At 42.7% G+C, this 26,903-nt stretch carries 23 protein-coding genes and 1 other RNA gene; 5 read left to right on the forward strand and 19 right to left on the reverse strand.

Translation table 11 applies throughout. The features are described from left to right. Positions 1 to 9 precede the first annotated feature (9 nt). Positions 10 to 684, reverse strand: coding sequence for a hypothetical protein (locus tag AAA938_RS04645; RefSeq protein WP_338227478.1), 675 nt, complete (start codon positions 682 to 684; stop codon positions 10 to 12). Positions 685 to 755: 71 nt separating this feature from the next. Here AAA938_RS04645 and AAA938_RS04650 point away from each other — a divergent pair, with 71 nt between their 5' ends. Further along, positions 756 to 1,751 (forward strand): acyl-CoA synthetase family protein, encoded by a 996-nt coding sequence (locus tag AAA938_RS04650; RefSeq protein ID WP_338227479.1) that lies wholly within the window; start codon positions 756 to 758, stop codon positions 1,749 to 1,751. Between the two features lie 301 nt (positions 1,752 to 2,052). Here the strand turns inward: AAA938_RS04650 and AAA938_RS04655 are convergent, their stop codons facing one another. Next, positions 2,053 to 3,210 (reverse strand): sigma-54-dependent transcriptional regulator, encoded by a 1,158-nt coding sequence (locus tag AAA938_RS04655; protein ID WP_338227480.1) that lies wholly within the window; start codon positions 3,208 to 3,210, stop codon positions 2,053 to 2,055. Between the two features lie 15 nt (positions 3,211 to 3,225). Beyond that, positions 3,226 to 3,658: RNase P RNA component class A (rnpB, locus tag AAA938_RS04660), an RNA gene on the reverse strand. A gap of 196 nt (positions 3,659 to 3,854) precedes the next feature. Between rnpB and AAA938_RS04665 the strand changes: the two genes are divergently transcribed. Next, a complete protein-coding gene (locus tag AAA938_RS04665) occupies positions 3,855 to 4,319 on the forward strand; it encodes a PaaI family thioesterase (RefSeq protein ID WP_338227481.1) in 465 nt (154 codons plus the stop codon). A gap of 44 nt (positions 4,320 to 4,363) precedes the next feature. Continuing rightward, on the forward strand, positions 4,364 to 4,927 hold the full coding sequence (locus AAA938_RS04670; RefSeq protein WP_338227482.1) for a DUF3109 family protein: 564 nt from the start codon (positions 4,364 to 4,366) through the stop codon (positions 4,925 to 4,927). A gap of 4 nt (positions 4,928 to 4,931) precedes the next feature. On the opposite strand, the gene AAA938_RS04675 is transcribed toward AAA938_RS04670, so the two are convergent. The 8 genes from AAA938_RS04675 to AAA938_RS04710 form a co-directional block, all read right to left on the reverse strand. Then, positions 4,932 to 5,654 (reverse strand): GDSL-type esterase/lipase family protein, encoded by a 723-nt coding sequence (locus AAA938_RS04675; RefSeq protein ID WP_338227483.1) that lies wholly within the window; start codon positions 5,652 to 5,654, stop codon positions 4,932 to 4,934. Continuing rightward, complete coding sequence (locus tag AAA938_RS04680) at positions 5,651 to 6,004, reverse strand: translation initiation factor (protein ID WP_338227484.1); 354 nt, start codon at positions 6,002 to 6,004, stop codon at positions 5,651 to 5,653. Before AAA938_RS04680 ends, AAA938_RS04675 begins: the two co-directional genes overlap by 4 nt. 3 nt (positions 6,005 to 6,007) lie before the next feature. After that, a complete protein-coding gene (locus AAA938_RS04685; protein WP_338227485.1) occupies positions 6,008 to 6,859 on the reverse strand; it encodes a universal stress protein in 852 nt (283 codons plus the stop codon). A gap of 69 nt (positions 6,860 to 6,928) precedes the next feature. Beyond that, positions 6,929 to 7,837: a 1,4-dihydroxy-2-naphthoate polyprenyltransferase gene (locus AAA938_RS04690; RefSeq protein ID WP_338227486.1), complete on the reverse strand. Its 909-nt coding sequence runs from the start codon at positions 7,835 to 7,837 to the stop codon at positions 6,929 to 6,931. A 17-nt stretch (positions 7,838 to 7,854) separates the two neighbouring features. Then, positions 7,855 to 8,439 (reverse strand): glutathione peroxidase, encoded by a 585-nt coding sequence (locus AAA938_RS04695; RefSeq protein ID WP_338227487.1) that lies wholly within the window; start codon positions 8,437 to 8,439, stop codon positions 7,855 to 7,857. A gap of 2 nt (positions 8,440 to 8,441) precedes the next feature. Further along, positions 8,442 to 10,232, reverse strand: a complete 1,791-nt coding sequence (gene argS, locus AAA938_RS04700) for an arginine--tRNA ligase (RefSeq protein WP_338227488.1) — start codon at positions 10,230 to 10,232, stop codon at positions 8,442 to 8,444. Between the two features lie 52 nt (positions 10,233 to 10,284). Beyond that, positions 10,285 to 10,695, reverse strand: a complete 411-nt coding sequence (locus AAA938_RS04705) for a GxxExxY protein (protein WP_338227489.1) — start codon at positions 10,693 to 10,695, stop codon at positions 10,285 to 10,287. Positions 10,696 to 10,729: 34 nt separating this feature from the next. Beyond that, the gene (locus AAA938_RS04710) at positions 10,730 to 11,680 is read right to left on the reverse strand and encodes an arginase (RefSeq protein WP_338227490.1); all 951 of its coding nucleotides are present in this window, start codon (positions 11,678 to 11,680) and stop codon (positions 10,730 to 10,732) included. Between the two features lie 275 nt (positions 11,681 to 11,955). On the opposite strand from AAA938_RS04710, the gene AAA938_RS04715 reads away from it, so the two are divergent. After that, on the forward strand, positions 11,956 to 13,344 hold the full coding sequence (locus AAA938_RS04715; RefSeq protein WP_338227491.1) for an arginine decarboxylase: 1,389 nt from the start codon (positions 11,956 to 11,958) through the stop codon (positions 13,342 to 13,344). Positions 13,345 to 13,414: 70 nt separating this feature from the next. Here AAA938_RS04715 and AAA938_RS04720 read toward each other — a convergent pair whose 3' ends face one another. From AAA938_RS04720 to uxaC, 6 genes are all read right to left on the reverse strand, one after another. Next, a complete protein-coding gene (locus AAA938_RS04720; RefSeq protein ID WP_338227492.1) occupies positions 13,415 to 14,140 on the reverse strand; it encodes a DUF5715 family protein in 726 nt (241 codons plus the stop codon). Positions 14,141 to 14,223: 83 nt separating this feature from the next. Beyond that, the gene (locus AAA938_RS04725) at positions 14,224 to 15,165 is read right to left on the reverse strand and encodes a UDP-glucuronic acid decarboxylase family protein (protein ID WP_338227493.1); all 942 of its coding nucleotides are present in this window, start codon (positions 15,163 to 15,165) and stop codon (positions 14,224 to 14,226) included. Between the two features lie 129 nt (positions 15,166 to 15,294). Then, positions 15,295 to 17,076 (reverse strand): acyl-CoA dehydrogenase family protein, encoded by a 1,782-nt coding sequence (locus tag AAA938_RS04730; protein WP_338227494.1) that lies wholly within the window; start codon positions 17,074 to 17,076, stop codon positions 15,295 to 15,297. 162 nt (positions 17,077 to 17,238) lie between these two features. After that, on the reverse strand, positions 17,239 to 18,417 hold the full coding sequence (gene uxuA / locus AAA938_RS04735; RefSeq protein WP_338227495.1) for a mannonate dehydratase: 1,179 nt from the start codon (positions 18,415 to 18,417) through the stop codon (positions 17,239 to 17,241). A 196-nt stretch (positions 18,418 to 18,613) separates the two neighbouring features. Continuing rightward, entirely contained in the window at positions 18,614 to 19,435 is an 822-nt protein-coding gene (locus AAA938_RS04740; RefSeq protein ID WP_338227496.1) for an SDR family oxidoreductase, read from the reverse strand. Beyond that, the gene (uxaC, locus tag AAA938_RS04745) at positions 19,435 to 20,874 is read right to left on the reverse strand and encodes a glucuronate isomerase (protein WP_338227497.1); all 1,440 of its coding nucleotides are present in this window, start codon (positions 20,872 to 20,874) and stop codon (positions 19,435 to 19,437) included. The genes AAA938_RS04740 and uxaC overlap by 1 nt, the downstream gene beginning before the upstream one ends. A gap of 178 nt (positions 20,875 to 21,052) precedes the next feature. On the opposite strand from uxaC, the gene AAA938_RS04750 reads away from it, so the two are divergent. After that, the gene (locus tag AAA938_RS04750) at positions 21,053 to 22,078 is read left to right on the forward strand and encodes a LacI family DNA-binding transcriptional regulator (RefSeq protein ID WP_338227498.1); all 1,026 of its coding nucleotides are present in this window, start codon (positions 21,053 to 21,055) and stop codon (positions 22,076 to 22,078) included. Between the two features lie 75 nt (positions 22,079 to 22,153). On the opposite strand, the gene AAA938_RS04755 is transcribed toward AAA938_RS04750, so the two are convergent. Both AAA938_RS04755 and AAA938_RS04760 read right to left on the reverse strand, forming a co-directional pair. Continuing rightward, the gene (locus tag AAA938_RS04755) at positions 22,154 to 23,830 is read right to left on the reverse strand and encodes a RagB/SusD family nutrient uptake outer membrane protein (protein WP_338227499.1); all 1,677 of its coding nucleotides are present in this window, start codon (positions 23,828 to 23,830) and stop codon (positions 22,154 to 22,156) included. A gap of 17 nt (positions 23,831 to 23,847) precedes the next feature. Beyond that, positions 23,848 to 26,871, reverse strand: coding sequence for a SusC/RagA family TonB-linked outer membrane protein (locus AAA938_RS04760; protein WP_338227500.1), 3,024 nt, complete (start codon positions 26,869 to 26,871; stop codon positions 23,848 to 23,850). Positions 26,872 to 26,903: the final 32 nt, after the last annotated feature.

Raw genomic sequence — 26,903 nt, forward strand, 5'->3', positions numbered from 1 at the left:
GCCGTTTTTTTAGTTTCTGGTGATTTGCCTTAGAGTCACTTCAGGGCTTGATACTTGATTGCTTCGATTGAGTGCTCTATCCTGAATTTCCACATCTATTCTCAGCGTGTCATTTCTAAAAATTGATTCCCAACCCGAAGAAAGCATTCTATATCTGATTCTTCCTTCTACAGGCTGTCCTTCATCAGATGTCAAAACTCTAGGGAATCGACCGTTAAACGTCGTAAAGAATGGAGGATCTTGCCATTTGAATTCGGTAAATTGACCGTTTCTCTTGATATAAAATCTCACGAAAATATTGTACTGATTTTCGTTTTGCTCCACCCATACGGTATCTCTGACCGTGGTATTGTTGATGATTGGGTTAATTACCCAATCGATAGGATTATAAGTTGGTGCCTCAGGCGGTCTTGTGGAATAGGTGATCAGATTGCCTGCAGCATTTCTTTTATAAATCAAGGGATTAAAGGGGGGATTGATTTCTGTGGGAGAGAGTCCAAGGTCACCTTCTGCATCTCTGAAATCCACCCCGATAATCAGGGAATCTTGAGCCGGAGTCTGTACATATTCAATCTCAGCGAAGGTGATTTCAGGTACACTTGGAAAATTCTCAGGGGGACTGATACAGGAGGTCCATCCCAAGATTAGGACAAAGAATAATCCTGAATAGTTTTTTATACGCATGAGCTGAGGGTAAATTTGCTTTGGAAAATTAAGGTAAGATTTTTCTTTCGGAAAGAACAAACTATAAAACGATGCAGGATTTTAAAAGTTTTTCAGAGCGGGTAGCAAATTTGACTCCAAGGGACTTTGAAAATCTGGCGCTGGATCTTTTCTTTTTTCAGTATGAAAACAATCCTGTCTATCATCAATACGTCGACGCCAGAAAGATCGATACAGGCTCGATTGATAGGTTGGATAAAATCCCTTTCCTGCCCATCCGATTTTTCAAAGATCGGGATGTGATTTGCGGCTCTCAGTCTGATTTTTCAGGATTTTATTCCAGCAGCGGGACTACCGGGATGATTACCAGCAAGCATTACATTTGGTCTGAACCATGGTATCTTAATCATGCTGAGAGGATATTTGAGTCAATTTATGGTGCTTTGACCGACTATCATGTGTTGGCCTTGCTTCCGGCCTATTTGGAGCGACCGGGAAGCAGCCTGGTATCCATGGCCAAGCATTTCATCGAGAAGAGTCAATCTCCTCATTCAGGATTTTATCTGTATAATCAATCAGAGCTTCTCGAAAAGCTGAGATTTTTGGCAAAAGACCATCGAAAGGTTCTATTGTTGGGGGTCACATTTGCTCTTTTGGATTTGGCTGAATCCGGTTTGGAATTTTCAACAATGGAAAACCTCATAATCATGGAAACTGGAGGCATGAAGGGCAGGAGAAAAGAAATGATTCGGGAAGAAGTGCATGATCGGTTGAAAGCTTTTTTCAAAGTGAAGGCGATCCACTCAGAATATGGCATGACCGAATTGATGTCTCAAGCCTATTCAAAAGGTGAAGGGAAATATATGCTTCCTGCCTCCATGCGCGTTATGCTTAGGGATGTCAATGATCCTTTGGCCTTGTCTCTAAGATCACAGGGTGGAATTAATATCATTGATTTGGCTAATTTTCATTCCTGTGCGTTTATAGAAACACAGGACTTGGGCAGAATAGACAGTGATGGAATGATAGAGATTTTGGGGAGATTTGACCACTCAGAGATAAGGGGCTGCAACTTGTTGGTGCAGTAATTGCTAACTTAAAATTAATTGGACATATTTAGCCAAATAAAAAGTAAGCCCTTCGGTACTCAAGGATTGGAAGTCATCTGCCGGTTTCGATCGCGTCACTAGTCCAAGAGTTGATTATCTTCCGAAAGGGTCGGAGGAACCTTTAATAATTTAACTTTATAAAAATGAAACGAATTGCTTCCATTGCACTTTTGATCGGAATCCTTGCTTTGGGCGCTTGTGCCTCCAGTAAGCCATGCCCTGCTTACGCCAAGGCTCCAGCAGCTGAAAAATCCAACAGTTAAAAAAAAATATGCTGACCTCAATAGTCAGCATATTTTTTTACATCCTCCAGGCTGATTTCGGACTCTCCCAGAATCACCAGCCTTTCCACTACGTTTCTTAGTTCCCTGATATTTCCAGTCCAGGGAAACTCCTGAAGTTTGGCGATAGCCTCTTTCGCTATTCCCTTTTTAGCATCTCCGTTTTCCTGAGCGATGTCGTTGAGGAATTTATCGACCAAAAGTGGAATATCCTCTTTTCTGTCTTTCAAAGCCGGAACTTGTACCAAAATCACACTCAATCGATGGTACAAATCTTCCCGAAATCTTCCTTCTTCGATTTCTTTTTTCAGGTCTTTATTGGTTGCTGCAAGTACACGCACATCTACTTTGATGTCTTTGTCACTTCCTACCCGGTTGATTAGGTTTTCCTGAAGTGCTCTCAGCACTTTGGATTGGGCAGATAGGGACATGTCCCCAATCTCATCCAGAAAGAGTGTTCCTTCTTGTGCCTGTTCAAATTTTCCTGCTCGTTGCTTATGGGCGGAGGTAAATGCTCCTTTTTCATGTCCGAAAAGCTCGGATTCTATCAATTCAGAGGGGATGGCTGCGCAGTTGACTGCGACAAAAGGTCCTGAATTCCTGTTGCTTTTCTGATGAATCCAGTGGGCCACCAATTCCTTTCCGGTTCCGTTTGGACCCGTGATCAAAACCCGCGCTTCAGTGGGAGCCACTTTTTCTATAGTCTCCTTGACCCGCATGATCCCCGGTGATTCTCCTACCATGTCAAACTTCTTGGAGAGCTTCTTCTTGAGCACTTTAGTCTCCGTGACCAAGTTTTTCTTGTCCAGTGCATTTCTGACGGTGAGCAAAAGTCGGTTCAGATCGGGTGGCTTTGGGATGAAGTCAAAAGCTCCTTTTTTGGTCGCTTCTACTGCAGTCTCGATGCTTCCGTGGGCCGAAATCATGATAAACTGAGGTGATTTTTCCAATGCCTTTGCTTGCTCCAGGACCTCGATTCCGTCCATTTTGGGCATTTTTACATCACAAAGAACTAAATCAAACTCTTCGTCTTTGATCTTTTGAAGTCCGTCTTCCCCATCTTGGGCTTCTATAACTTCAAATTTTTCGTATTCGAGAATTTCCCGTAAAGAGGAGCGAATGAAGCGCTCATCGTCAATAATCAGAATTTTTGGCATAGCGTAAAGTAAAGAAAAAAGTGCAAGTCTGTAAGCCGGGTTCTGTGTCCTTTTTCGATAAATCGATAAAGGTGCCTGTCATTTATCTAGCCCTGACTTCACAGTCAGGATCCATCGATCTACCCACCCCGGAATCCTCCCGATAGCATCGGAAGAAATCGAACGAGCAGCTCTTTGCCCGAGGCCTATTTGATCTTTCAACCCATAAGGTTTGCCGTGCCCCCTTCATCACTGTCGGGGCGGTGGGCTCTTACTCCACCTTTTCACCCTTCCCATTTGACAGGCTCAGGGCGGGCCCTGTGCCAAATGGAGGTTTGTTTTCTGTGGCACTGTCTGTCTACTGATCCTTGGAGATCAGCATCCTTCCCGTTAGGAAGTATGGCGCTCTATGTTGCCCGGACTTTCCTCCCCAATCCAAAAGGAATGGAGCGACAAGCCGACTTGCACCCTGCAAAGTACGCTATTTTTCCCCGGAGTGTTGGGATTAGCTATTCTTTAAAAAAAATCCAGATTTTTTTGAACCTGCGAAAACAATTCAATTCTATCCCTGTTTATATATCCAAAGGCTAAAAATAGCTTTTCTTCATAGTGCTGGGTTGAGCCGCTCCGAGAGGAGCGGTTCTTTTTTTATCCTATCTTGTTTTATGGAAAAAAGCCAATTCAAAAAATTCAAGCGATTGATCCGGATGATCAATTGGTATCCGCCATACTTGTTTTCAGGGATCAAAATTGTAGACTATGCTCAGGATTTTTCATGGTTTAAAAGCCGGCTGAATTTGACTTGGTACAATAAAAATCTGGTGGGAACAGCCTTTGGAGGTTCCTTGTATTCCATGTGTGATCCATTTTTCATGTTTATTCTATTGATTCACCTAGGAGATGATTACATCGTTTGGGATAAATATGCTCACATTGACTTTGTCAAGCCCGGAAAAGGACCTGTATTTGCTGAATTTGGCCTAAGTCAAGAAGAAATTCAGCGAGTAAAAAGGCTGGTTGATGAAGAAGGAAAAGCAGTGGTCGAGTATCCCTGTGAGGTGAGGTCTAAAGAGGGTGTATTGATCGCTCAACTGAAAAAAGGACTTTATGTCCGGAAGAAGAATCGGTAAACAAAACAAGGTATATTCCTTACCTTCGGGAAAAAAATGCGATTATGATATTGGTTGGCAATGCGGTGCTTTCGCAGGATATTAAAGAAAACTTTTTTGTTTGTGATCTACTTGCATGCAAAGGGGCTTGCTGTGTAGAAGGGGATGCAGGAGCGCCTCTCGAGGAGGAAGAAACCAAAATTCTGGAAGAAATCTACCCTCAAGTGAAGCCCTATCTTTCTGAGGAAGGAATAAAAGTCATAGAATCCCAAGGTACTTGGGTCATCGATAAAGACGGGGATAAGGGAACCCCTACCATCGGAGACAATAGGGAATGTGCGTATGCCATTTATGACCAAAAAGGAATTTTAAAATGCGGCATCGAACAGGCCTACTTAGATGGAAAAGTCAGCTTCAAGAAACCTATTTCTTGCCATCTATACCCAATTAGAATTACCAAATACGATCAGTTTGATGCGGTAAACTATGACCGATGGGAGATATGCGATCCTGCCTGTAATTTGGGTCAGAGCCTTCAAGTGCCGCTTTATCGTTTTCTCAAAGATGCGCTCATCAGAAAGTATGGAGAAGCCTGGTACGAGCAGCTCTTGGAAGAGGTGGAAAAATAAGTGGCTAGATTTTGATCAATTGCGAATCCCTGAGTCCCTTAATGGCGAATTCGACAATTTTTTGATAGCCATAATCTGAAGGGTGAATCCCATCCTCGGAGAAAAAGTTTTCATTTAAATCCAGAGAAATGGGCTCAAAGAGGATGTTTTCTTCTCTTTGAGAAATTGCTGCCATTTCTTTTTGGAGATAGTGTCGCTGAATTTTCAACTGCCTCTTCATTCCTTTGGAAAAGGCAGGAAAAAGGTGAACTGGCGGAATGTCGGCCAGATAAACCCACGAAGGGCTGAGCTCTTTTCGGAAAAGATCAATCAAAGAGGACAATTGCCCATAGAAATCCTTTGGTTTGGTCAATTTAAAGCAATCATTTGCTCCCAGAAATAAGGCTATTCCCTCTTGAGCTAGGGGAGGATTCCAGAAATTTTGATGGAAAAAATCAACTGCTTCTTTTACCCGAAGTCCATTTTTACCCAAACAATACACGGTGAATTCTGACTCTAGGCCATTTAGTAGATGACCTGCTAGGGTGGTTTCTATTTGAGAGGCACCAACACCTGCAGCCGTGGATTCTCCAAATACCAATATTCTTTTTCCTCCACCATTTAAAACCAACTTCTCAGAAAGCGGAGGGAGACTAGGTTTAGAATCGCGGATCTTTTTTGCCTCTGCAATCAAAAAGGGCAAACGGGGAATCAGTTTTGCTTTAAACAGCCAGTAAGGCTCGTTCATCCTCCCGACTTTTTGGCACCATAGCCTGCCTGTGTCAAGACCTGGAGAACTTTATCCCGATGATCTCCCTGAATCAGAATCTCACCATCCTTGGCACTTCCGCCCACACCGCATTTGTTTTTGAGCAGTTTTCCCAACTCTTTTAAGTCCTCCTCAGTGCCGATGAAACCTTCGACAAGGGTTACTTGCTTTCCGGCACGGGCTTTTTTGTCCAAAAGTACTTTAAGTTTCTGTTGGGATGGGGGAAGGGTTTCTGCTGAATCTTCCCCCTCGTATTGGTAGCTAAAATCTGAACTGGTGGAATACACCACTCCGTCTCTTTTTTTCCAATCGTTGTCTTTTCTTCCCATTTTTTATCTCTTGAATGTCCAAACTGGCCGTTTGGAATGATTGACTACATCTTCGGCAATACTTCCTGTGATCAAATGGAGAAAACCTGTGCGACCATGCGTAGTCATAGCGATCATATCTGCATCAATATCATCAGCAAACTCCAGAATTCCGGATTCCTCAGACAAAGAATTGTAGATTTCAGCTTTGATATTTTCCAGTTTGTGTTTTTGAACGTAGGTTTTGATTCTGGCAAATGACTCTCTGGTGGTTTCGAAGTTCCCTGGCGTGTTAATAAGCACAAAGTAGAACTGAGCATAAAAGAGGGTTTGCATTCTTCGGATGCGGTTAGCTACTTCCTCATCAGAATCTCTGAAGTCTGAAGCAAAAACCACTTTTTTCATGGTGCTTACATGGGTTGGAGATTTGACGGTGATGACTGGACAGGAGGCTGTTCTTACTACTTTTTCAGTATTGCTTCCAATAATCACTTCTTCCAACCCGCTGGAACCTTTGGAACCCATGATTACCAAGTCGGGATTTTCTTCCTGGATGACATCGACAATGTTTCTATAGACGTTACCGATGACTAAGTTGGTGTTTAAGTTAATCGAAGAAGAGGCGAATTTTTGTTCGATTTCCTTGAATTGCTTTTTTCTAGTCTCAATAAGCTCCATGAAAAACACCTGATTTTCAAAATCAGGAATAGCATCAAGTCCTCCTCCCATAGTGCCCATTCCAGTTGCTACGGGGGTTTCTACTACATGCAAAAGATTAATTTCCAGTTTGCTGTAATTTTCGGCAAGGCTGATTGCAAATTCAAACGCAAAATTGGCTGTTTCTGAAAAATCGAAGGGAACGAGTACTTTGATCATAGTTAGGTTGATTTATTTCCTCCAAATTAGCCAAATTGGGAAATGGAAAAAGGATTTTCGTCAGCTTTTTCAAAAAAGTAAACCGATACCAAAAAGAAGGACAGAGAGTAAGGTACTCATCGCCATTTTTTTCAGAAAAGGGTCTGTTTCGGCTGAAGATTGAGCCTGCTGAACACCCATCCCCACTTTAATAGCCAGTGGTAAGGAAAGCAAAACCAATAGAGAGTAGGGTTGCTGACTCAGTAAAGCAAAAGCAATCATCATAAAATACCCTCCCAAAATAAGTCCCCAATTGTACCGGATAGCCGCCTTTTTCCCTATCCGAACCGGAATGGACATTTTTCCGGCTTTCCGGTCTGAATCTATATCACGGATATTGTTGATATTCAAAACGGCAGTGCTAAAGCATCCCAAAGCACCTGCAACTAATACTGAAAGTAAATCAAAGCTTTGGGTATGAAGGAAAAAGGTGCCTAATACGCCCAGTAATCCAAAAAAGAGAAAAACCGAAAGGTCTCCAAGACCTGCATATCCGTAGGGATTATTTCCTGATGTGTAGCTTATCGCAGCCCAAATGGCCAATAGCCCAAGCCCCAGAAAAATAAGGAATACCACCCAGCTTTGGAATGCAAATAGAATCAGCAAGATACCCGAAACCAAAGAAAGAGCTCCAAAAACATACATCGCCGATTTCATCTCCTGAAGTGAAATTAAGCCCGATTGAACCGAACGGACTGGCCCTTGTCTCTCCTGAGAATCGGCCCCGTGGATAGTATCTCCATAATCATTGGACAGATTGGAAAGAATCTGAAGGAAAATGGTGGTCAATGAGGCCAAAAGAAGAATTTCCCATCGGAAAGCCTCTTTCCAAAAAGCCAGAAAAGAACCCGCAAAAATACTTGCAAGCGCCAGGGGTAAAGTGCGAAGCCTGACTGCATGCAGCCAGGCTTCTTTTTTGGTTTGTATTTCTTTTTTCAAAACAGAAAACAGCTAAATCAAACTCCGATCAGCTCAAGAATTTGTTCGTCAAGTGGAGTAACTGAGGATGGGAAAAACTTCACCAATTCTCCTTTTTCATTGACAAAATACTTGCAGAAATTCCATGAAGGTTCCTGATTGTTCCAGCCGTTTTGAGATGCATCCGACAGCCATCTGTAAAGCGGGTGCTTATCAAAGCCTTTCACGGAGATTTTTTCAAACATGGGGAAAGTCACTCCAAACTCGGTGTCGCAAAACTCCTTGATTTCCTCATTGGAGCCGGGCTCTTGACCTCCAAAATTGTTTGCAGGGAAGCCTAAAACGAGGATTTTATCTCCATGGGTAGCGTAGAGTTCCTGAAGCTGAGCATATTGCTTGGTATAGCCACATTTCGAAGCCACATTCACCAAAAGAAGTTTTTTTCCTTTGTATTGGGAAAAGTCTACTTCCTTGCCGTTGATGTCTTTCATCTTGAAATCGTAGAATGAGCTTTCCATAGTTTGGTCGTAATTGGGGTGAAATGCAGTGGAATCATCAGGTCTTTGCGCTGTTTGTCCACAGGCAAAGAATAAAGCAGTCAGAAATAGTAGCGTTGTCTTCATAATTACATTCTTTCGGGTACTTGGATACCTAGCAAACTCATACCTCTTTTGATTGTTTTTGCAGTAAGTGCAGAAAGTGCCACTCTAAATTCAACCAAACTAGTCTCCTTTTCATGGAAAATAGGAAGGTCTGCGTAGAAACGGTTGTATTCTTTTGCCAGATCAAAGAGATACTGCGCAATAACAGCAGGGGAGTAATCGTCTGCTGCCAGCTGTATTTTCCGGTCAAAATCACTCAAAAGTTGAATCAGTGCAATCTCGGATTCTGCCAAATCTTTGATGTCTGAAAAGTCAATCTTTCCATAATTCACTCCGATTTGGTCCGCTTTTCTCAAAATAGCTGCAATTCTTGCGTGAGAGTACTGCACAAAAGGACCGGTGTATCCCTGAAATTCAATAGATTCCTTGGGATTGAAGAGCATCCTCTTTTTGGGGTCCACTTTGAGCAAAAAGTACTTAAGAGCACCCAATCCCAAAATCTCATACAACTCCTTGGCCTGTTCTTCATTGAAGCCCTCAATCTTTCCGAGTTCTTTGGTATGGTGTTCGGCCGTTTCGATCATTTCATCGATCAGGTCATCTGCATCCACCACTGTGCCCTCTCGGGATTTCATTTTGCCGGTAGGCAAATCTACCATCCCGTAAGAAAGGTGATATAGACCCGGCCCATAAGATCGGCCCAGCTTTCGCATTATCTTAAACAAGACATCAAAGTGATAATCCTGCTCATTTCCAACGACATATACGGATTTATCAATCTGGAAATCCTTGTATTTCAAATCGGCAGTTCCCATGTCTTGAGTGATGTAGACTGAAGTGCCATCGCCTCTGAGGACGAGCTTTTCATCGAGCCCTTCATCAGTTAAATCCACCCAAACCGAACCATTTTCTTTTTTGAAAAAAACGCCCTTGGCTAAACCTTCTTCCACAATGTCCTTTCCCAAAAGATAGGTGTCTGATTCGTAATAGAATTTGTCGAAATCTACCCCCATCTTTTTGTAGGTAGCTTCAAATCCTTCGTAAACCCAAGAATTCATCTTCTTCCAAAGCCCAACTACTTCCTGATCTCCCATTTCCCATTTGCGGAGCATATCTTGAGCCTCAAGAAGGATTGGAGCGTTTTTCTTTGCCTCCTCCTCTGAACTTCCCTTTTCTACCTGTTCTTTGATTTGCTTTTTGTATTCCTGATCAAAAAGCACGTAGTATTTTCCGGCGAGGTGATCTCCTTTCAAGCCTGAGGACTCGGGAGTTTCTCCATTTCCAAAATGCTGATAAGCAACCATGGACTTACAGATGTGGATGCCTCGGTCGTTGACCAGATTGGCTTTAATGACCTCGTATCCGTTGGCCTTGAGAATTTCCGCTACCGAAAAACCCAAAAAGTTATTTCTCAAGTGTCCCAGATGAAGAGGCTTATTGGTATTTGGGGAGGAGTATTCCACCATGACCTTTTGGCCTTTTTCAGGCATTTGACCAAGTTTTGGATTGGAATACAGCTTTTGAAAAAGATCAATCCATGTGGTTTCATTTAGGACCAAATTCAGAAAACCCTTAACCACATTGAAGTCACTGACCTCGTCTAAGTTGGCCTTTAAGTATTCACCGATAGCCTGAGCGGTTTTTTCAGGAGTGCTTTGGGTGATTTTCAGAAAAGGAAAAACCACAAAAGTGAAGCTGCCTTCAAATTCCTTTTTGGTAGGAGAGAGGCTGATCTGCTCTAGAGGAAGATCGTGGTTGTATATATTCTGAAAGGCGAGCTGAATGCCTTGGACTATGGATTTTTGAAAGTTCATTTTTACTGAAGAATTAACCGCAAAGAACGCGAAGGTACACAAAGAAAGTAAATTAGAAGGGTCTTGGCCCGTCTGTTAAAATGACCCTTTTGATTCCTGATTTTAACTGATAAACATTGAAGTTCAGGATTAAACCTAATTTGAACTTGCCTAATTTTAAGTAATTGATTACCTGAGCAATATGGACATTACTAATTTCTTTAACTGATTTAAGCTCTAAAACCAGCTTGTTTTCCACCAAAAGATCAATTTTATAACCCAAATCTATATCCAAATCATCTAAATGAATAGGCATGTTTTTTTCCATTTCTACAAGTAATCCTGCTTTTGAAAGTTTGTGATATAAGACTTGTTTGTAAACATTTTCCAAAAGGCCTGGTCCAATTTGGGAATGCACATCTATTGCCAACCCAATGACTACTTTACTTAATTCATCTTCATTGTATTGGCTGTAGAGACCCATTTCTTAGTGCTTCTTTGTGTTCTTTGTGGCCAATCTAGAAATTATCCACAAGCGATTTGGTGGTGACTTCGAGGACTTCAAAAGCCGCTTCGGCCATCGTATTTTCCATGTCCAAAGTCGGATTCACTTCTACGATTTCCCAGCAGCACACGCGCTTGTCTTTAATCAATTCGGCATTGAGGTCGATTGCTTCCTGCAAAGTCAATCCATTTGGTACAGGCGTCCCGGTACCTACAGAGATCGAGCTGTCCAAGCTGTCCACATCAAAGGAAATGTAGATTTGATCGCAGGATTTGAGGATTTCCAGTGCCTGTTCCGCTATTTGTTTTACTCCTTGGTTCCTTACTTCTTCCGTGGTGAAATTCCTGATTCCATATTTTTCCATCAGGAATTGCTCTGGTTTTTCAGTGTCCCGAACCGAGATGAATACGATGTCTTTGGGATTGATTTTTGGGAAATCACCTCCGATTTTTTTGATTTTTCCCCAGTAAATCAAAGTTTCTTCGGTTGGTTGATTGATTTGGCATTCCGGATTGTCCAGCTGACTGACCATGGCTAGGGGCATCCCGTGCATATTTCCGGAAGGAGTGGTCAGGGGAGTGTGCAAATCCGCATGGGCATCGATCCAGATCACGCCTAGGCTTTTTTCCGGATGGGCTGCCTTGATTCCCATGATTGTTCCAGCCGCAGTGCTGTGGTCTCCTGCCAAAACAATGGGGAATTTCTTTTCCAGACGGAGCGATTCAATCGTCGAATAGACATTTTTGAGCACTTGATAGACCCCGTCGATGTACTTGGCGTGAGGAAACTTATTCCCTTTCCAGAGGTAATTGTTGGCGTCAGGAATATTAATGGGTTCAAACTGGGTGAAAAAATCAGACTTCTTGTCCAAGCTGGCGATTTTTAGGGCGTCAATTCCAAGGCTTGCTCCTCGGGTCCCTGCTGCAATTTCGGATCGAACTTCGACTAATTTGATGTCTCTCATAGATGAGTTATAGTTGGGTTTATCTTGGGCCAATGCCGGTGCGAAACTACTCAAAAAGGTCCGTTTTTCCTTTCTGAAATTCGATCTTCAAGTAGTTTATTCCTCTGAGTACTCTGTTCTTTTGTGATTTTTGAATAATGATTTCTTAATGCCTTATCCATAAAGGATATCAACCTTTTTTCTTCCTTAGGGTTCTTTTATCAGGTATTCATTTGATATACCCCGATAAAAAGACAAATTTTGCATCCCAAACTTATTTAAAAAATCTTCCTTAAATGAACAGATACATTGACCTGATTCAGCAGACCTTTGATTTCCCAACCAAGGAATTTCATGTCGAAAACAACGAATTATTTTTTAATGGAGTGAACCTCATGGAAATCATTCAGACCTATGGTACTCCGCTGAAACTGACCTATCTGCCGAAGATTTCTGAAAGTATTCAAAACGCCAAATCCTATTTCAACAACGCAATCAAAGCCCATGATTACCATGGGAAGTATACCTATTGCTATTGCACCAAATCTTCTCATTTTAGCTTTGTCCTCAATGAAGCCCTGAAAAATGACATTCATATCGAAACTTCCTCCACTTTCGATATTCCTTTGGTAAGAAGCCTGTATGAAAAAGGAAAAATCACCAAAAACACCTACATCATTTGTAATGGGTTTAAGCGGGAACTGTACAAGCAATACATCACCGAGTTGCTCAATGACGGCTTTGTCAATTGTGTTCCTATTTTGGATAATCTAAGTGAGATTGATTACTACTTGGAGCATGTGAAAGTGCCTTTCCAAGTCGGAATTCGAATTGCAGCTGACGAGGAACCCAAGTTTGGTTTTTACACTTCCCGTTTGGGAGTGAGATACAATGATATAATCCAGCTTTACGAAGAGAAAATCAAAGATCATCCCCTCGTAAGTCTTAAGATGTTGCATTTCTTCATCAATTCCGGCATACGGGATACGGCGTATTACTGGTCTGAATTGACCCGTTTTATCCAAAAGTATGTGGATTTGAAGAAAATCGCCCCTAGTCTGGATACAATGGATATTGGAGGCGGATGGCCAATCAAGACCAATGTCTTTTTCGACTACGATTACCAATACATGGCTGATCAGATCGTAAAAAACATCAAGTGGATGTGTGCCAAAAACAACACGACGGAACCGAATATTTTTACCGAATTCGGAAGCTACACAGTAGGAGAGAGTGGGGCAGTGTTGTATTCGATTTTGGACGAAAAGCTGCAAAATGACAAAGAGCTTTGGTACATGATTGATGGCTCATTCATCACTCAATTGCCTGACAGCTGGGGATTGAATCAAAAGTACATCATGCTGGCAGTGAACAATTGGGATGAAACCTACCAAGGGATTTCTTTGGGTGGACTTACCTGTGACAGCATGGATTATTACAATTCCGAAGCACACCAATACAATATTTATCTCCCAAAAATTGAAAAGGGAAGAGCTCAGTATATCGGGTTTTTCCATACCGGCGCCTATCAGGAGTCTCTGGGTGGATATGGAGGAATTCAGCATTGCCTGATTCCTGCACCTAAGCATGTGCTGATCGACCGGGATGAAAATGGAGAGATTAAGCATTGGCTTTTTGCCAAAGATCAGACCGAGGAAAGCATGTTGAAGACTTTGGGGTATTAAGAGTTGGAAGATCGGAACCAAAAAAGACCGCTGAGAGGCGGTCTTTTTTGGTTTTTATTCAGCGGAAGAATCACCTAACCGTCACATGATAGCAACTCTGCTTTCGCTCTTTGATGACATAGATTTTTCCGGCTTCCTGAAAATGATTGAGGACTTTTTCCAAATTTCTTTGGGCTTTTTGATCCCAGGCCCTTTTGCCATTGAATCGGATATAAGAAATGTCAAACGACACTCCAAAGGAATGAGAACTGTTTCCGGCAGTAGCATTTCGGTTTCTCTTTTTAAGGTTCACCTGCTGGTTCATGGTTCGGGTGGCTGAGGATATGGAGAAAAAGCTACCATCACCGGCTAGAATTTCATACATCAAGCCCATTTCTTCCACTATTTTTTTTGATTGGGGAGTCACATAAGGGTGGCTGTGGGTCAAGGGCTCCACGTTGTATCCTTTTCCTCGGTTTAATTCAACCAATTGTTCAGATTCAATCAGCTCATCTAATCTTTCTTTTGTCTCGATGATTCCTACTCCATTGTTTTCTGCTGCGGTCAAATGGTCTTCATAGGCATCCTTTGCCACTTTTCCTTTCAACTTAGGAAGTTCTACCACATCCGGGAAATCCACCGAAATTGGAATCGGCAACCCGTCAGTGCTGTGTTCTTCCTCCTCCTTCCTATCTACAAGCGAAAGAGGGTTTTCAATCAATTGTCCAATGGCAGGTTTGAAAAAGGAACCCAAGAGGGTAGCAGTAAGGGCAAGAATAAAAAATACGAGTGTAAATCTTCGAATACTTTTATCCATTTGCTTGGATGGGTGAATTGGTTTTTAGGATGATTTGAATTTATTCAATAAAACAAAAGACCGCCAATTGACGGTCCTTTTTATTACCCTTCTCTAAGGATGGAGTCAAAATAAGCGATGGTTTTGACTAACCCTTCTTTTAGTGGGATTTTGGGTTCCCAATTCAGTTCCTTCTTGGCAAGGTCAATAACTGGCTTTCTTTGCATTGGGTCATCCTGAGGTAAAGGCATGAAGACCAATTTACTTTTGCTGTTGGTCAATTCAATTACAAGTTGGGCGAGTTCAAGCATGGTGAATTCTCCTGGATTACCAATGTTCACAGGGCCTGTAAATCCGTCTCTAGAATTCATCAAGCTGTACATCCCATTGATATTATCATCTACATAGCAAAAGGAGCGGGTCTGTTTTCCGTCTCCATAGATAGTAATATCCTGACCATTGAGTGCCTGAACAATAAAGTTGGAAACCACCCTTCCGTCATTGGGATGCATACGTGGACCATAAGTATTGAATATCCTCATGACCTTGATGGCTACTCCGTGCTGTCTGTGGTAATCGAAAAACAAGGTCTCAGCACATCGCTTCCCTTCATCATAACAAGCCCGTGGACCAAGTGTATTGACATTGCCACGATAGGACTCCGGTTGAGGGTGAATTTCAGGGTCTCCATAAATTTCGGAAGTAGAAGCTTGCAGGATTTTGATTTTGAGTCTCTTTGCCAAGCCTAGCATATTCATCGCTCCAATCACAGAGGTTTTGGTGGTCTGAACAGGGTCAAACTGATAATGGATAGGAGAGGCAGGGCAAGCCAAATTGTATATTTCATCCACCTCCACATAGAGAGGATGGGTGACATCATGTCTTAACAATTCAAAATTCTTGTTATCAAGAAGGTGGTGGATATTTCTTCTGTTTCCGGTGAAAAAATTATCTACACACAAAACTTCATGACCCTCAGAAAGTAAACGATCACAAAGGTGGCTTCCCAAAAAACCGGCTCCACCGCTTACAAGTACTCTTTTCATTAGATTTTTCGATTTAAAAGCAATATTGCCAAAAATAGACAATTGTTGTTGAATTCAAATTTATGTCCAGGCTTACCTTCAGTAATACCTTAAAACACAATAAACTTAGTCTGCTTTGATTAATAGGTTTTAAAACCAGTTTTTATTCATATCTATCGTTGGGTAAGAATTGGAGTGGAACCGGGGAAGCAAACCTTCAATTTTTATCATCTCATACTCCATGAAATACCGGGCGGTTTCGAGCTTTCCAAAATAGAAGTCTTGATCAGGATTTCCTTTTTCTAGGGCCTTTTGGGCAGTTACAGCCTGCTTTAGCCACATCCAGCCTACAGTTAAAATCCCACAAGCTTCCAAGAAAAGAGAAGCATCAGCTAAGAATTTTTCTGGTCCCTGATTCATCTTAAATAAAAGCTGGGCAGCGCCATGGTTGAATTTTTTTAGTTTTTCTTCGAAAGCCTTTACCAATTCACAAAGATTTTCCACGTCCTGCGACTCTTGGATAGTTTTTTGAATTTCCTTTTGCAAAAGCTTCCAGCCTAATCCATCTTCCAAAAGCACCTTTCTCCCCAAAAGGTCCAAACCATGTATTCCCGTAGTTCCCTCATGAATCGGATGAATTCTCGCTTCCCGATAATATTGCTCCACAGGAAAATCAGTGGTATAACCTGCCCCTCCCAGTATCTGAACAGCAGCCGAAGTGCTTTGGACTCCCATTTCGGATGGATAAGATTTGGCGATTGGCGTCAGTAAATCTAAAAGGAGATGCATTTCCTTTTTCTTTTGGGCATTTTCTTCCTTTGAAATTTTATCGGAAAGGATTCCGCAATAAACAAGCAGGGCAAGAGCTCCTTCAGTCACACTTTTTTGGAATAGGAGCATCCTTTTTACATCCGCATGTTCGATGATTGGCACTTGAGGTTTGTTGAGATCTTTTTCGGTCAATTTTCTTCCCTGAGGTCTTTCTTTAGCATAGGAGAGAGACGAATGGTAAGCTGCTGTTGCGATCGCTACGGCATTCATTCCGACTCCCAGACGTGCCTCATTCATCATTTGAAACATGTACTTCAGCCCTTGATTGGGTTCACCTACCAAGTACCCTTCGCATCCCTCATTGCTACCTATCATCAAATGGGCTATGGGAGCACCTTTGTATCCCATTTTGTGATATATCCCCTGAGTGAGGACGTCATTCAACATTCCATTTTCCCGGTTCTTGGGTACCACAAAGAGGGATATTCCTTTGGTTCCTGCAGGAGCACCTTGAATTCGTGCCAGCATAAGATGAATGATATTTTCGCAGGCATCATGGTCTCCCGCAGAAATGTAGATCTTTTGGCCTTTGATGTGAAAGACGCCCTCCTTTTCGGTAGGAAATGCGGTGGTGGTCAAATCAGAAAGCGAACTCCCCGCATCAGGTTCGGTCAATGCCATGGTTCCTTGCCACTTACCCGAATACATGTTAGGAGTGAACCTATCTATCAATTCTTTTGATCCAAACGTTCGGATCAGATTGGCAGCTCCTGTGGTCAGAAAAGGAAATACACTTGCGGAATAATTGGCGGCTTGCATGATAAATCCCGCACAGAGATGAATAGTCCATGGAAGTTGCTGCCCTCCTTCTTCGTAAGAAAAAATTGCCTGAATCCATCCGTCTTCTCCAAACTGACTGATAATTGATTTCATTTTGGGATGAATTCGAATTTTTCCATCAATCAGCTGGGGTTCATTTCTGTCCATTTCCTTAAAAATCGGGTAGAGAGAATTGACCGAAATCTGCTCAGCTGCATCCAGAACCAGTTTAAACGTTTCCTCTGAATGATCGGTGAAATAGGGGAAAGTGACTAACTCTAGGCAATTTTGGTTTTCAAAAAGCTGGAAAAGAAGGTCTTTTTTGGAATAAAACTCAGCCATGATTGGGTCTATTGGTTTAAAGGCTAAGATAAGTTTGAAGAAGATTTAATTCTTTTTTTATAGGAAACTTTTCCAAGAACCGGGAAAAATCAGATTGGCTTGAAATAAAAATCCCCGGAAAAATGAATTTTCCGGGGAAGAGTGATGAAGCGGAATCTGTTATTATCTTTTTTTCATCCATACCAGGGCTTCTTCCACTCCTCGGATTTCTGCAAGACCTTTTAGCCTTCCTATGCCGGTGTAGCCTGGATTGGATACTTTTTTATTCAGATCGTCAAGCATTTGATGGCCGTGGTCTGGTCTCATCGGGATGCTTTTTTTACGCTTTTCCTGCCAAGTCAATAGCTCATCGATGACTTCAACCATAGGCACATTTCCCTCCAGGTGATTGTCTTCGTAGAAGTTCCCTTCAGCATCTCTTTTGGTGCTTCGCAAATGGATAAAATGAATGCGGTCTCCAAATTCCCTGACCATGGCTGGAAGGTCATTATCCGCTCTGACCCCATAAGACCCTGTACAGAAAGTCAACCCATTGTGATGACTTGGAGTCTGGGTGAGAATTCTCCTGGCATCTGCGGCTGTACTTACTACTCTAGGGAGTCCGTAAAGGGAAAAAGGAGGATCATCCGGATGAATGCACAGATAGACGCCCACCTCTTCTGCAACAGGTGTGACTGCGTCCAAAAACATCCTCAAATGTTCCGCAAGCTTAGTTGCATCTATTCCGGAGTAGGTTTGAAGCATGGCTTTAAATTCATCCAAGGTGTATCCAATCTCAGACCCGGGTAATCCCTTTAGAATATTGTCCAAAATGAGTTGTTTGGCGTCTGGGCTTAGTTGGTCATAATAAGCCTTGGTATCTTCTATTTCTTGGGGGCTGTATTCCGAAAATGCCTCCATTCGCTCAAGAATAAACAGATCAAATGCTACTACTGCCTTTTTCTCATACAAGAGTGCTTTTGCTCCGTTGGGAAGTTCATATTCCAAATTGGTGCGAGTCCAATCCAATATAGGCATGAAGTTGTAGCAAACGGTGTAAACACCTTCTGCAGCCAGATTGCGTAAGGTTTGCTTGTAGTTTTCGATGAGTTGGAGGTAATCACCGGTTCGGGTTTTGATTTGCTCATGCACTGGAACCGATTCAACCACAGACCAAGTCAGGCGGGCATCTTCAATGGTCTTTTTTCGGGTTTGAATTTCCTCTCTAGACCAGACTTCACCATTGGGAATATGGTGAAGAGCAGAGACGATTCCTGTGGCACCTGATTGTCTGATGTCCCGGAGACTTACCGGGTCTTTGGGACCATACCAACGCATGGTTTGCTCCATTCTGTAGCTCATGGAATTGCTTGTTTAGTATTTGGTTATTTAGTAATAAAGTTAGTATATGTTGGCTATCAGTTCTTTTTTAATGGATTCTCTAGGAAAGAAATTAGACGATTAAATCTGGCTTTTGTATCTGAACGATGAGTGAAGATTTCTTCAAGCATTTACAACTTACCACTTACAAATAACCGATAACTATCAACTAATTCCCTCAAACCCCTGAATAGGCACTGAACCCTCCATCCACAGCTACAATGGTGCCTGTGACAAATGCCGATGCATCACTGCAAAGCCACTGAAGTGCTCCCAAAAGATCCTCAGGCTTTCCAAATCGGTTCATCGGAGTGTGGGTTATGATTTGATTTCCTCTTTGGGTGAGAGAACCGTCTGCTTCTGTAAGCAAGGTTCTGTTTTGTTCTGTAAGGAAAAAACCCGGAGCAATGGCATTGACCCGGAATTCAGGCCCGTGTTTTTGAGCCAACTCTACCGAAAGCCATTTGGTAAGATTGTCGATTGCTGCTTTGGCTGATGCATAACCCATCACACGGGTCATGGGGCGTGAAGCTGCCATTGAACTGATATTGAGAATATTTCCCTTGCCGTTTTTGAGCATAAGGGGAAGCAGTGCCCGGATTGGCAGCACAGTTCCCAAGTAATTCAAGTCCATTACTTTCCGTAGGGAGTTGGTATCCAAGTCCAGAAAGTTTTGGTCCGGTCGGATGACTGCACCTGGCATATTTCCGCCTGCAGAGTTGATTAAGACATCAATTCGACCATGTTGGGATTCGATGACTTGGGCTACTTTCTGAAGGGAGTCTTCATCAGTAACATCTACGAAATACCCCCAGGCCTTTCCGCCGTGTGAATTGATTTCACTGACGAGGTCGCTTACCTTGTTTGGAGTGCGACCCAAAATGAGTACCTCGGCACCTTCTTTGGCCAGATGCAGGGCCATAGTAGTACCCAAAACACCCGTTGCGCCTGAGAAAGCAATTTTCTTCCCATGAATGGAAAATATAGAAGAGTCAATCATCAAATGCGATAGTTACTGGGAGAAAAGTCGAAATAGTTCTTTGCATTGTTATAGCAAATGTCGGAGATCAGTTTTCCGAGCCACTTTTCATCCCAAGGCAATTCTCCGTTTTCTACATCTTGGGAAAACAAATTGCACAGAATCCTTCGGAAATATTCGTGTCTTGGAAATGAAAGGAAACTGCGGGAATCGGTCAGCATGCCGATAAAACAGCTGATCAATCCCATATTGGAGAGGGTATTCATTTGCTTTTCCATCCCGTCTTTTTGATCCAAATACCACCACCCGGATCCGAATTGTATTTTACCTTTCACAGAACCGTCATTGAAGTTGCCTATCATGGTAGCAAAGACTTCGTTATCCCTGGGATTGAGGTTGTAGATTACAGTTTTGGTCAATTGATCCGTGCTGTCCAGTTCATTAAGGAATCTTGCCAGTGCCAAAGCCTGATCAAAATCTCCAATCGAATCAAATCCAGTATCCGGTCCCAAAACCTTAAGCATTCTGGAGTTGGTATTTCTCAGGGCACCCAAGTGAAACTGCTGCACCCAGCCTTTGGCATGATACATTTTTGCCAATTTTTTCAGCACTTTGAATTTGAAATATTCTATTTCATCCGGAGAGGCTTGATTTCCTCTGAGGACCTTCTGAAGGATTCCATCTGCAGAAAGTCGGCTATCTGAGGAGTAAACCAATTTTTCAAGTCCATGATCAGAAAGTCTACAGCCTCTTGAGTGGAAAAATTCAACCCGGTTGGACAAAGCTTCGATAAGGGTGTCGAAGGAGTTGATTTCAAAACCTACGCAATCGGAGAGTTTCTCCAAATAGGAGCGGTAATTTTCCGGATTTTCAATCGCGAAGGATTTGTCGGGACGGAAAGCGGGATAAAGCTGAACCTGCCCTTTACTGTGAAAATAAACCTCATGATGCTCAAGGGTATCGACAGGATCGTCAGTACTGCATACCAATTCCACATTCATTCTTTCTAAAAGCTGCTGGGTCGTAAACCGGTCTTCTTGCAGCATTTCTGTCGTTTTGAAATAGATTTCCTGAGCATTATTTGGCCCCAAAAGATCATCCACATCGAAGTACCTCTTCAACTCCATTTGACTCCAATGATAAAGTGGATTTCGCATGGTATAGGGTAGGGTATATGCCCACTTTTCAAATTTCTCAGGGTCAGTTGCATCTCCCGTAATGAATTTTTCTTTAACCCCAAGTGTCCGCATAGCTCTCCATTTGTAATGGTCTCCTGCCAACCAGATTTTTGAGATGTTTTCAAACTTCTTGTTTTGCCTGATTTCTGAAGGGGGCAGGTGATTGTGATAGTCTATAATGGGTAGCTCTTTGGCGTAGTCATGGTAGAGGATTTTTGCAAATTCATTCTTTAACAAAAAATCATCCGACAGGAAAGTAGGGTGGGTTTGTACAGGTATCATTTTGGGCAGAATGGCTTATTTACGCCTTTGTTTGAGAAATAAATTTATCCTTTATCCCTCTTCTGAAAACAGCTAAATACGGAAACGATTGCACATTTTATTTTAATGGAAATAATTCACTATTTTGATTGAGTGAAATTTTTAAAGAAATTTTATTCACAATAAACCCATCTGATCTATGAGTACCGGAGTTAACCTCAAAGAACTTGCTGCTGAACTGAAGCTTTCCCCGTCGACAGTTTCCCGTGCACTCAATGACAGCTACGAAATCAGCGAAGCGACCAAAAAGAAGGTCATTAGCATGGCTGAAAAGTTGAATTACCAGCCTAATCCTTTTGCAAGAAGCCTTAGGGAAAACAAAAGCAAGACGATTGCGGTGGTTATTCCTGAGCGGATGAGCAACTTTTTCTCCAAAGTGGTTGACGGCATTGAGGAAGTGACCCAGGAGCATGGATACCACTTATTGGTGTATTGTACCCATGAGGATGTGGATCGGGAAAAGAAAATTGTCAATCTTCTGATGAATGGACGTGCAGATGCGATCGTCATGTCTGTTTCCAGTCAAACCAGCGATATATCCCATTTGACTCGACTTCATGAGCGGGGATTTCCACTGGTGTTTTTTGACCGAATTTGTCCGGCTATTCCTACTACCAAATTCATCACCAATGATTACGAAAGCGGATTTGAGGGGACCAAACATTTGATTCAACAGGGTTGCAGAAAGATTGCTTTTTTGATGCTTTCAAAAGAGCTGTCGATCACCAAGGAGCGACATAGAGGGTATTTGGATGCCTTAAGACAGGCAGGGCTTTCTCCTGAGCCTCAATTAAATATCACTTGCTGTCAAGAAGAGGAGGAGAATATTGAATCCATCCGAAAGTTGCTTACAGGACCCAATCGACCAGACGGTATTCTTTCTTCTGTTGAGAAATTGGCTTTGGCCACGTACCATGCCGTGAAAAGAACAGATTTGAAGATTCCCAATGATTTGAAAATCATTTCTTTCTTTTCGAATTTGAGCATTGCCAGCTTGCTAAATCCTTCCTTGACTACGATTACTCAGCCCGCTTTTTCGATTGGTGAGGAATGTGCCAAATTGTTGATCAAAAAGCTGACTAAACCCCGTCAGCCTGATTTGCCTAATCAAGTCATTACGATCCCTTCCCATATTACCATCCGATCTTCCACAATAGTCTTATAATTTTTGGTTTTCTTAATTGAAAAAAGGGGCGCTGAATTTCAGCGCCCCCTTTTTTATGTCTTTTTACTTAGTGGATTAATATCCCGGATTTTGAGGGAAACCTTCCTGATTTCCTGCTGCTCTATCAATCTGATTTTGAGGGATAGGTCGTAGCGTATGGAAATCCTGAATATTCGGTGCAGCTTGAGGATTGTATTGTTTTACACGCTGAACCAGATTACCCCATCTTTTCAAATCCAACCAACGGGTCTGCTCACCGGTAAGCTCTCTGGCTCTCTCTTCCATGAGGAACTCAAAAGTAAATTCGTCAGGAGTGATTTCCATCTCAGCTTCTTTTCCTGGCCAAGCAGCTCTTCTTCTTACCACATTGATGGTCTCTGTAGCTTCAGCCAATTTTCCCTGACGGAATTGGGCCTCTGCCAAAAGAAGGTAGGTGTCAGCCAATCGCATAGCCAGATAATTTCTACCCCCTTCAAATTGGGTACGGTCTACCCGTCCTGGATCCAAATGCTTGGTCAAGGCTGGGAAAAGTTTCTCATCATATCTGCTAGGTACTAGCACCTGATAAGGTCTTTTGGCTCTTTCTTCCACTGACATTTCAAAACCTGGAAGGAACATGGTAGTATCCCCTGCTGCAAAGGACAAACTAGTCTTGGAATTGTCGAAAGTCGCAGTGTAGGTTCCCGGTCTGTTGGACAAATAGGTGTCTTTAAAAGACTTTTTATATCTGCTGTCATTTTCCCGGTTTTGGAAGACAGTTTCCAAAGCGTAGACAGTGGGTCTGTATCGCTTAAACGGTCTTCCGTTTTGAGTATCCCTTTGCATACCTGGCTGTGTATCGTATTCCATCAAGAAGAATACGTGGGAGTTATTTCCACCACCGTTTGTCAGAGGGCTTCTTGTGTACTGCACAGACCAGATGATTTCGTCATTGATTTCATTGCCGAAGGCATGTACATCTCCGAAATCACTGAGTAATCTCAAGCCGGAATTTTGAATGACATCCTTTAGTAAGGCCTCTGCTTTGGAATAGTCATCTCCAGCGCCGGAAGAAGAAGTGGCTTTGGTGATGTGAACACGACCCAACAGGTGCTCAGCGGCATATTTGGTGGCTCTACCATATTGGCTGGAAGCTTTTTTGTCTTCTAGATTTGGAATGGCTTCGTTCAGGTCCTGAATAATTGCTGCGTAGATTTCGGATTCAGGAGTTCTGGATACCTCATTGGTAGGAATGATGGTCTCAGTCAATCTTAATTCAACAGGACCAAACAGCTGAACCAAAAGGAAATAATGATGGGCCCTGATAAATTTAGCCTCTGCAATCCGCTGAGCTCTAATGGTAGCGTCCATTCCTGCTACATTGGGAGCTCTGTCAATCACAGCATTGGCAGTATTGATGCCTCGGTACAGTTCATCCCAAAGCTCTCTCACGTGCCCAGTTTGGGAATCAAACTGGTTGGTATAGGTATTCATGAATTTCCAGGAGCCATCGGCACCATTGGTATAGATATCAGTACCAAATTCTGTGAAGTTGTTTCCACGCTCTGTACCATACCATACCCTCATGGAGCTATAGGATGAGTTGATTGCATCATCAATTCCCTTGGGAGTATTCAGATATTCGGTGCCAATCTGCGAGATTACATCTTCCTGCAATGCATCTTGGCAGGAAGTGGCTATGGCAAGGCCGGTAAAGAAAAGTGTTGTTTTTCCCCAGGCCAGAAGTCTATTTTTTAATGTATTGTTTTTCATTGTCTTCTTGCGTTGAGTTAGAATTTAGCGTTGATTCCAAAGGTGTACTGAACCACAGGAGGTGCAATGTTTGCATTGACTACACCGCCTTCAACACCTTGCTCACCATCGATGAAGGTTTCAGGATCTATTCCCTTGTGCACTCTTCTGTATTCAGAGAAGATGAATGGGTTTTGGATACTGGTAAAGACTCTTAGACTGGCAAAACCGATTTTCTTCAACGCATCTGGCCCTAAGGTATAGCCCAAATTGATGTTTCTCACCTTGATAAAGGTTCCATCAAAATAGGACATTGAAGTATTGTACTTAGGTCGCTCTTGGTTTTGATTTGGTCTTGGATAGAGGTTAGTTGGATTGTTTGGAGTCCAATAATCCACGGCCAAATTGTTATATCTTCCAAAGAGTGAGTTGAAGTTGTCATGGAAGGCAGATCGAATGGTAGAGCCGAATCTTCCAAAAATAAAGAAAGACAAGTCAAGACCTTTGAAAGAGAAACGGTTGGTCATACCCAATGAAAAGTCAGGAACCGCAGATCCGATAAACACTCTATCCAGCGAGTTGATTCTTCCGTCGCCGTTGGTGTCTTGGATTTTGATTTCTCCAGGTTTATCACCAAAAGACTGAGCTACATCCGCCTCATCCAGTTGCCAGATTCCAACTTTCTTCAAGTCATAAAACACAGTCAAAGGCTGTCCGATGAATCTACCTGCTGCGATATCATCTCCATTGGGCAGTTCAAGGATTTCTTCTCTGTTTCTTGTGAAAATAAGGTCAGTAGACCAGACAAAGTCACCTTTTTCGATATTGAGTGTAGACAAGGTCAATTCAATACCTCTGTTTTGTGTTTTACCGATGTTGGTGGTAAATCCTCCAAATCCGGTAGAGTTGGGCAATGGCTGAGGTGCCAGCAAATCAGAAGTGGTGGTCACATAGTATTCAAGTGTACCGAAGACTCTGTTTTTGAAAATGGAGAAGTCCAAACCTGTATTGAAGGTAGTGGAGGTTTCCCATCTCAAATCTGGATTTCCAATCGTATTAGGTCTGTATCCAAATGCAGCCGTTCCGCCACTAGCCCAAGCATAGGATGTTCTTCCTAGAAGAGGCTGAGTCTGGTATGGATTGATCGCTTGGTTACCGATAGAACCGTAGCTGACACGGAATTTCAACTGATCGATCCAAGAGGAGTTTTTGATGAATCCTTCCTCATGCATGTTCCAGCCAAAAGCTACAGATGGAAAATATCCAAATCTGTTGTTTTCCCCGAATCTGGAGCTACCATCAGCACGGATTGTAGCAGTCAAAAGATACTTCCCTTTGTAGCCATAATTAGCTCTAGCCATGTAGGAAAGAAGCGCCCACTCGATCAAATTAGTGTTGGCACCGGTGATCTGAGATGCATCTCCCAATCTATGGTAAAGCTGAGAAGGAGCAGGGATACCCAATACGCTGATGGTGGATTGCTCAAATTTGTCCTGCTGGAAAGACTGAAGCAAAGTCACATTAATATTATGATCAGTGCCCAGCTTCTTGTCATAGGTCAGGATGTTTTCTATGGTATAATTCAAGTTGAATCGATCATCTACACTCCCGGTAGCGTCCCCGCCTCTTCGTGCATTGGTTTGGGAACCTGTGAATCTTCCTGATCTTCTGATGGTCAAGTCTGGTCCGAAATTGAATCGGTAGGTTAGGCCTTTGGCAATTTCCCAGTTCAGATAAATACTGTTAAATATTCTGGTTCTGTAGGTTTCGTCTACTTGTGCACCGGGCACGATTTCAGCAAATGGGTTGGTTCTCAAACCATCGGAAGTAGGAAGGAAGATCAGATTTCCTTCGTCATCAAAAGGCTTACCCAAAGGGTTTTCCTGAAGTGCTCCACCGATTGGATTGAAGTTTTCACCATTTCTCTTGCTGTAGGTAACCAAAGTGGAAGTACCTATTCTAAGTTTTTTGCTGATGGAATGGTCCAGGTTGATTCTGAAAGTTCCTCTGGTAAAGTCCTGATTTTGGATGACACCTACATCCCGGAAATAGTTGCCGGAGATAAAGAAGGTGGTTTTTTCATTTCCTCCGCTCACACCAACTTGATGACTCTGGATATTTCCGGTTCTCATCAAGCCACCTACATAATCTGTGCTTCTTCCAGTAGCTATCCCATCTAATTCAACCGGCTCAAAAATTCTTGCGTCAGCTTCAGGAGTAGAAGGTCCTTCTGGATATGCTCCTGTAGCTCTTCTGGATTCTCTTTTGTACTCAGCAAAACCAGGTCCATCAAAAACCTCGATTTGTCCGAGCTCCGAATTGATCCCATAGTAAGAATCTACAGATACTACGGTCTTTCCTGTGCTTCCTCTTCTGGTAGTGATCAATACAACCCCATTTGCACCCCTTGATCCGTAGATGGCAGTTGCAGAGGCATCTTTCAGAACTTCCATTGAGGTGATATCCTGAGGGTTGATGTCTTCCAGTCCACCTGCTGTAGGAATTCCGTCGATTACATAAAGAGGTTCGTTAGAAGCGTTGAATGATCGACGACCTCTAATACGTACTTGAGGAGCTGTCCCTGGCTTAGATCCAGCCTGAGTTACGTCCACACCTGCAGCACGTCCCTGTAGGGCTTGACGAGCATCCACAATCGGCAATTCTTGAATTTCTTTACTTCCAACAGAAGAAATAGCACCTGTCAACTGACTCTTTTTCTGAGTACCGTAGCCCACTACCACCACTTCTTCAAGTTCAGATAAATCCGGACTTAGACTCACATCTATTTTACTTCTGTTTCCTATGGTCTCTTCCAAGGTAGTGTACCCGATAAATGAAAAGACTAGGACTCCCGTAGAGGGACCGGCGATGGAGTATTTTCCATCTAAATCTGTGGTAGTGCCTCGTGTGGTTCCTTTGAGGAGGATAGAAACACCCGGAATAGGGGTGCCTGTCTCATCCAAAACGGTACCACCCACCTGCACATCCTGCGCCAATGCAAATCCTGCACTGAGCAACATCATTAACACTACCGAGAGGCATGTGTAAAATTTTGTACGCATAGTTAAAGGGGTTATTGTTATAGATAGATTTG

It is taken from the genome of Algoriphagus taiwanensis, from assembly GCF_036245645.1.
Taxonomy (GTDB): Bacteria; Bacteroidota; Bacteroidia; order Cytophagales; family Cyclobacteriaceae; genus Algoriphagus; species Algoriphagus taiwanensis.

Coding starts and splice junctions, on each gene's coding strand:
- AAA938_RS04680 (WP_338227484.1), bottom strand. CDS start 6,004: ATGGGAAGAAAAGACAACGATTGGAAAAAAAGAGACGGAGTGGTGTAT.
- AAA938_RS04750 (WP_338227498.1), top strand. CDS start 21,053: ATGAGTACCGGAGTTAACCTCAAAGAACTTGCTGCTGAACTGAAGCTT.
- AAA938_RS04665 (WP_338227481.1), top strand. CDS start 3,855: ATGGAAAAAAGCCAATTCAAAAAATTCAAGCGATTGATCCGGATGATC.
- AAA938_RS04740 (WP_338227496.1), bottom strand. CDS start 19,435: ATGATTGACTCTTCTATATTTTCCATTCATGGGAAGAAAATTGCTTTC.
- AAA938_RS04705 (WP_338227489.1), bottom strand. CDS start 10,695: ATGGGTCTCTACAGCCAATACAATGAAGATGAATTAAGTAAAGTAGTC.
- AAA938_RS04670 (WP_338227482.1), top strand. CDS start 4,364: ATGATATTGGTTGGCAATGCGGTGCTTTCGCAGGATATTAAAGAAAAC.
- AAA938_RS04715 (WP_338227491.1), top strand. CDS start 11,956: ATGAACAGATACATTGACCTGATTCAGCAGACCTTTGATTTCCCAACC.
- AAA938_RS04720 (WP_338227492.1), bottom strand. CDS start 14,140: ATGGATAAAAGTATTCGAAGATTTACACTCGTATTTTTTATTCTTGCC.
- AAA938_RS04755 (WP_338227499.1), bottom strand. CDS start 23,830: ATGAAAAACAATACATTAAAAAATAGACTTCTGGCCTGGGGAAAAACA.
- AAA938_RS04695 (WP_338227487.1), bottom strand. CDS start 8,439: ATGAAGACAACGCTACTATTTCTGACTGCTTTATTCTTTGCCTGTGGA.
- uxaC (WP_338227497.1), bottom strand. CDS start 20,874: ATGATACCTGTACAAACCCACCCTACTTTCCTGTCGGATGATTTTTTG.
- AAA938_RS04655 (WP_338227480.1), bottom strand. CDS start 3,210: ATGCCAAAAATTCTGATTATTGACGATGAGCGCTTCATTCGCTCCTCT.
- AAA938_RS04650 (WP_338227479.1), top strand. CDS start 756: ATGCAGGATTTTAAAAGTTTTTCAGAGCGGGTAGCAAATTTGACTCCA.
- argS (WP_338227488.1), bottom strand. CDS start 10,232: ATGAACTTTCAAAAATCCATAGTCCAAGGCATTCAGCTCGCCTTTCAG.
- AAA938_RS04725 (WP_338227493.1), bottom strand. CDS start 15,165: ATGAAAAGAGTACTTGTAAGCGGTGGAGCCGGTTTTTTGGGAAGCCAC.
- uxuA (WP_338227495.1), bottom strand. CDS start 18,417: ATGAGCTACAGAATGGAGCAAACCATGCGTTGGTATGGTCCCAAAGAC.
- AAA938_RS04685 (WP_338227485.1), bottom strand. CDS start 6,859: ATGATCAAAGTACTCGTTCCCTTCGATTTTTCAGAAACAGCCAATTTT.
- AAA938_RS04760 (WP_338227500.1), bottom strand. CDS start 26,871: ATGCGTACAAAATTTTACACATGCCTCTCGGTAGTGTTAATGATGTTG.
- AAA938_RS04730 (WP_338227494.1), bottom strand. CDS start 17,076: ATGGCTGAGTTTTATTCCAAAAAAGACCTTCTTTTCCAGCTTTTTGAA.
- AAA938_RS04710 (WP_338227490.1), bottom strand. CDS start 11,680: ATGAGAGACATCAAATTAGTCGAAGTTCGATCCGAAATTGCAGCAGGG.
- AAA938_RS04675 (WP_338227483.1), bottom strand. CDS start 5,654: ATGAACGAGCCTTACTGGCTGTTTAAAGCAAAACTGATTCCCCGTTTG.
- AAA938_RS04645 (WP_338227478.1), bottom strand. CDS start 684: ATGCGTATAAAAAACTATTCAGGATTATTCTTTGTCCTAATCTTGGGA.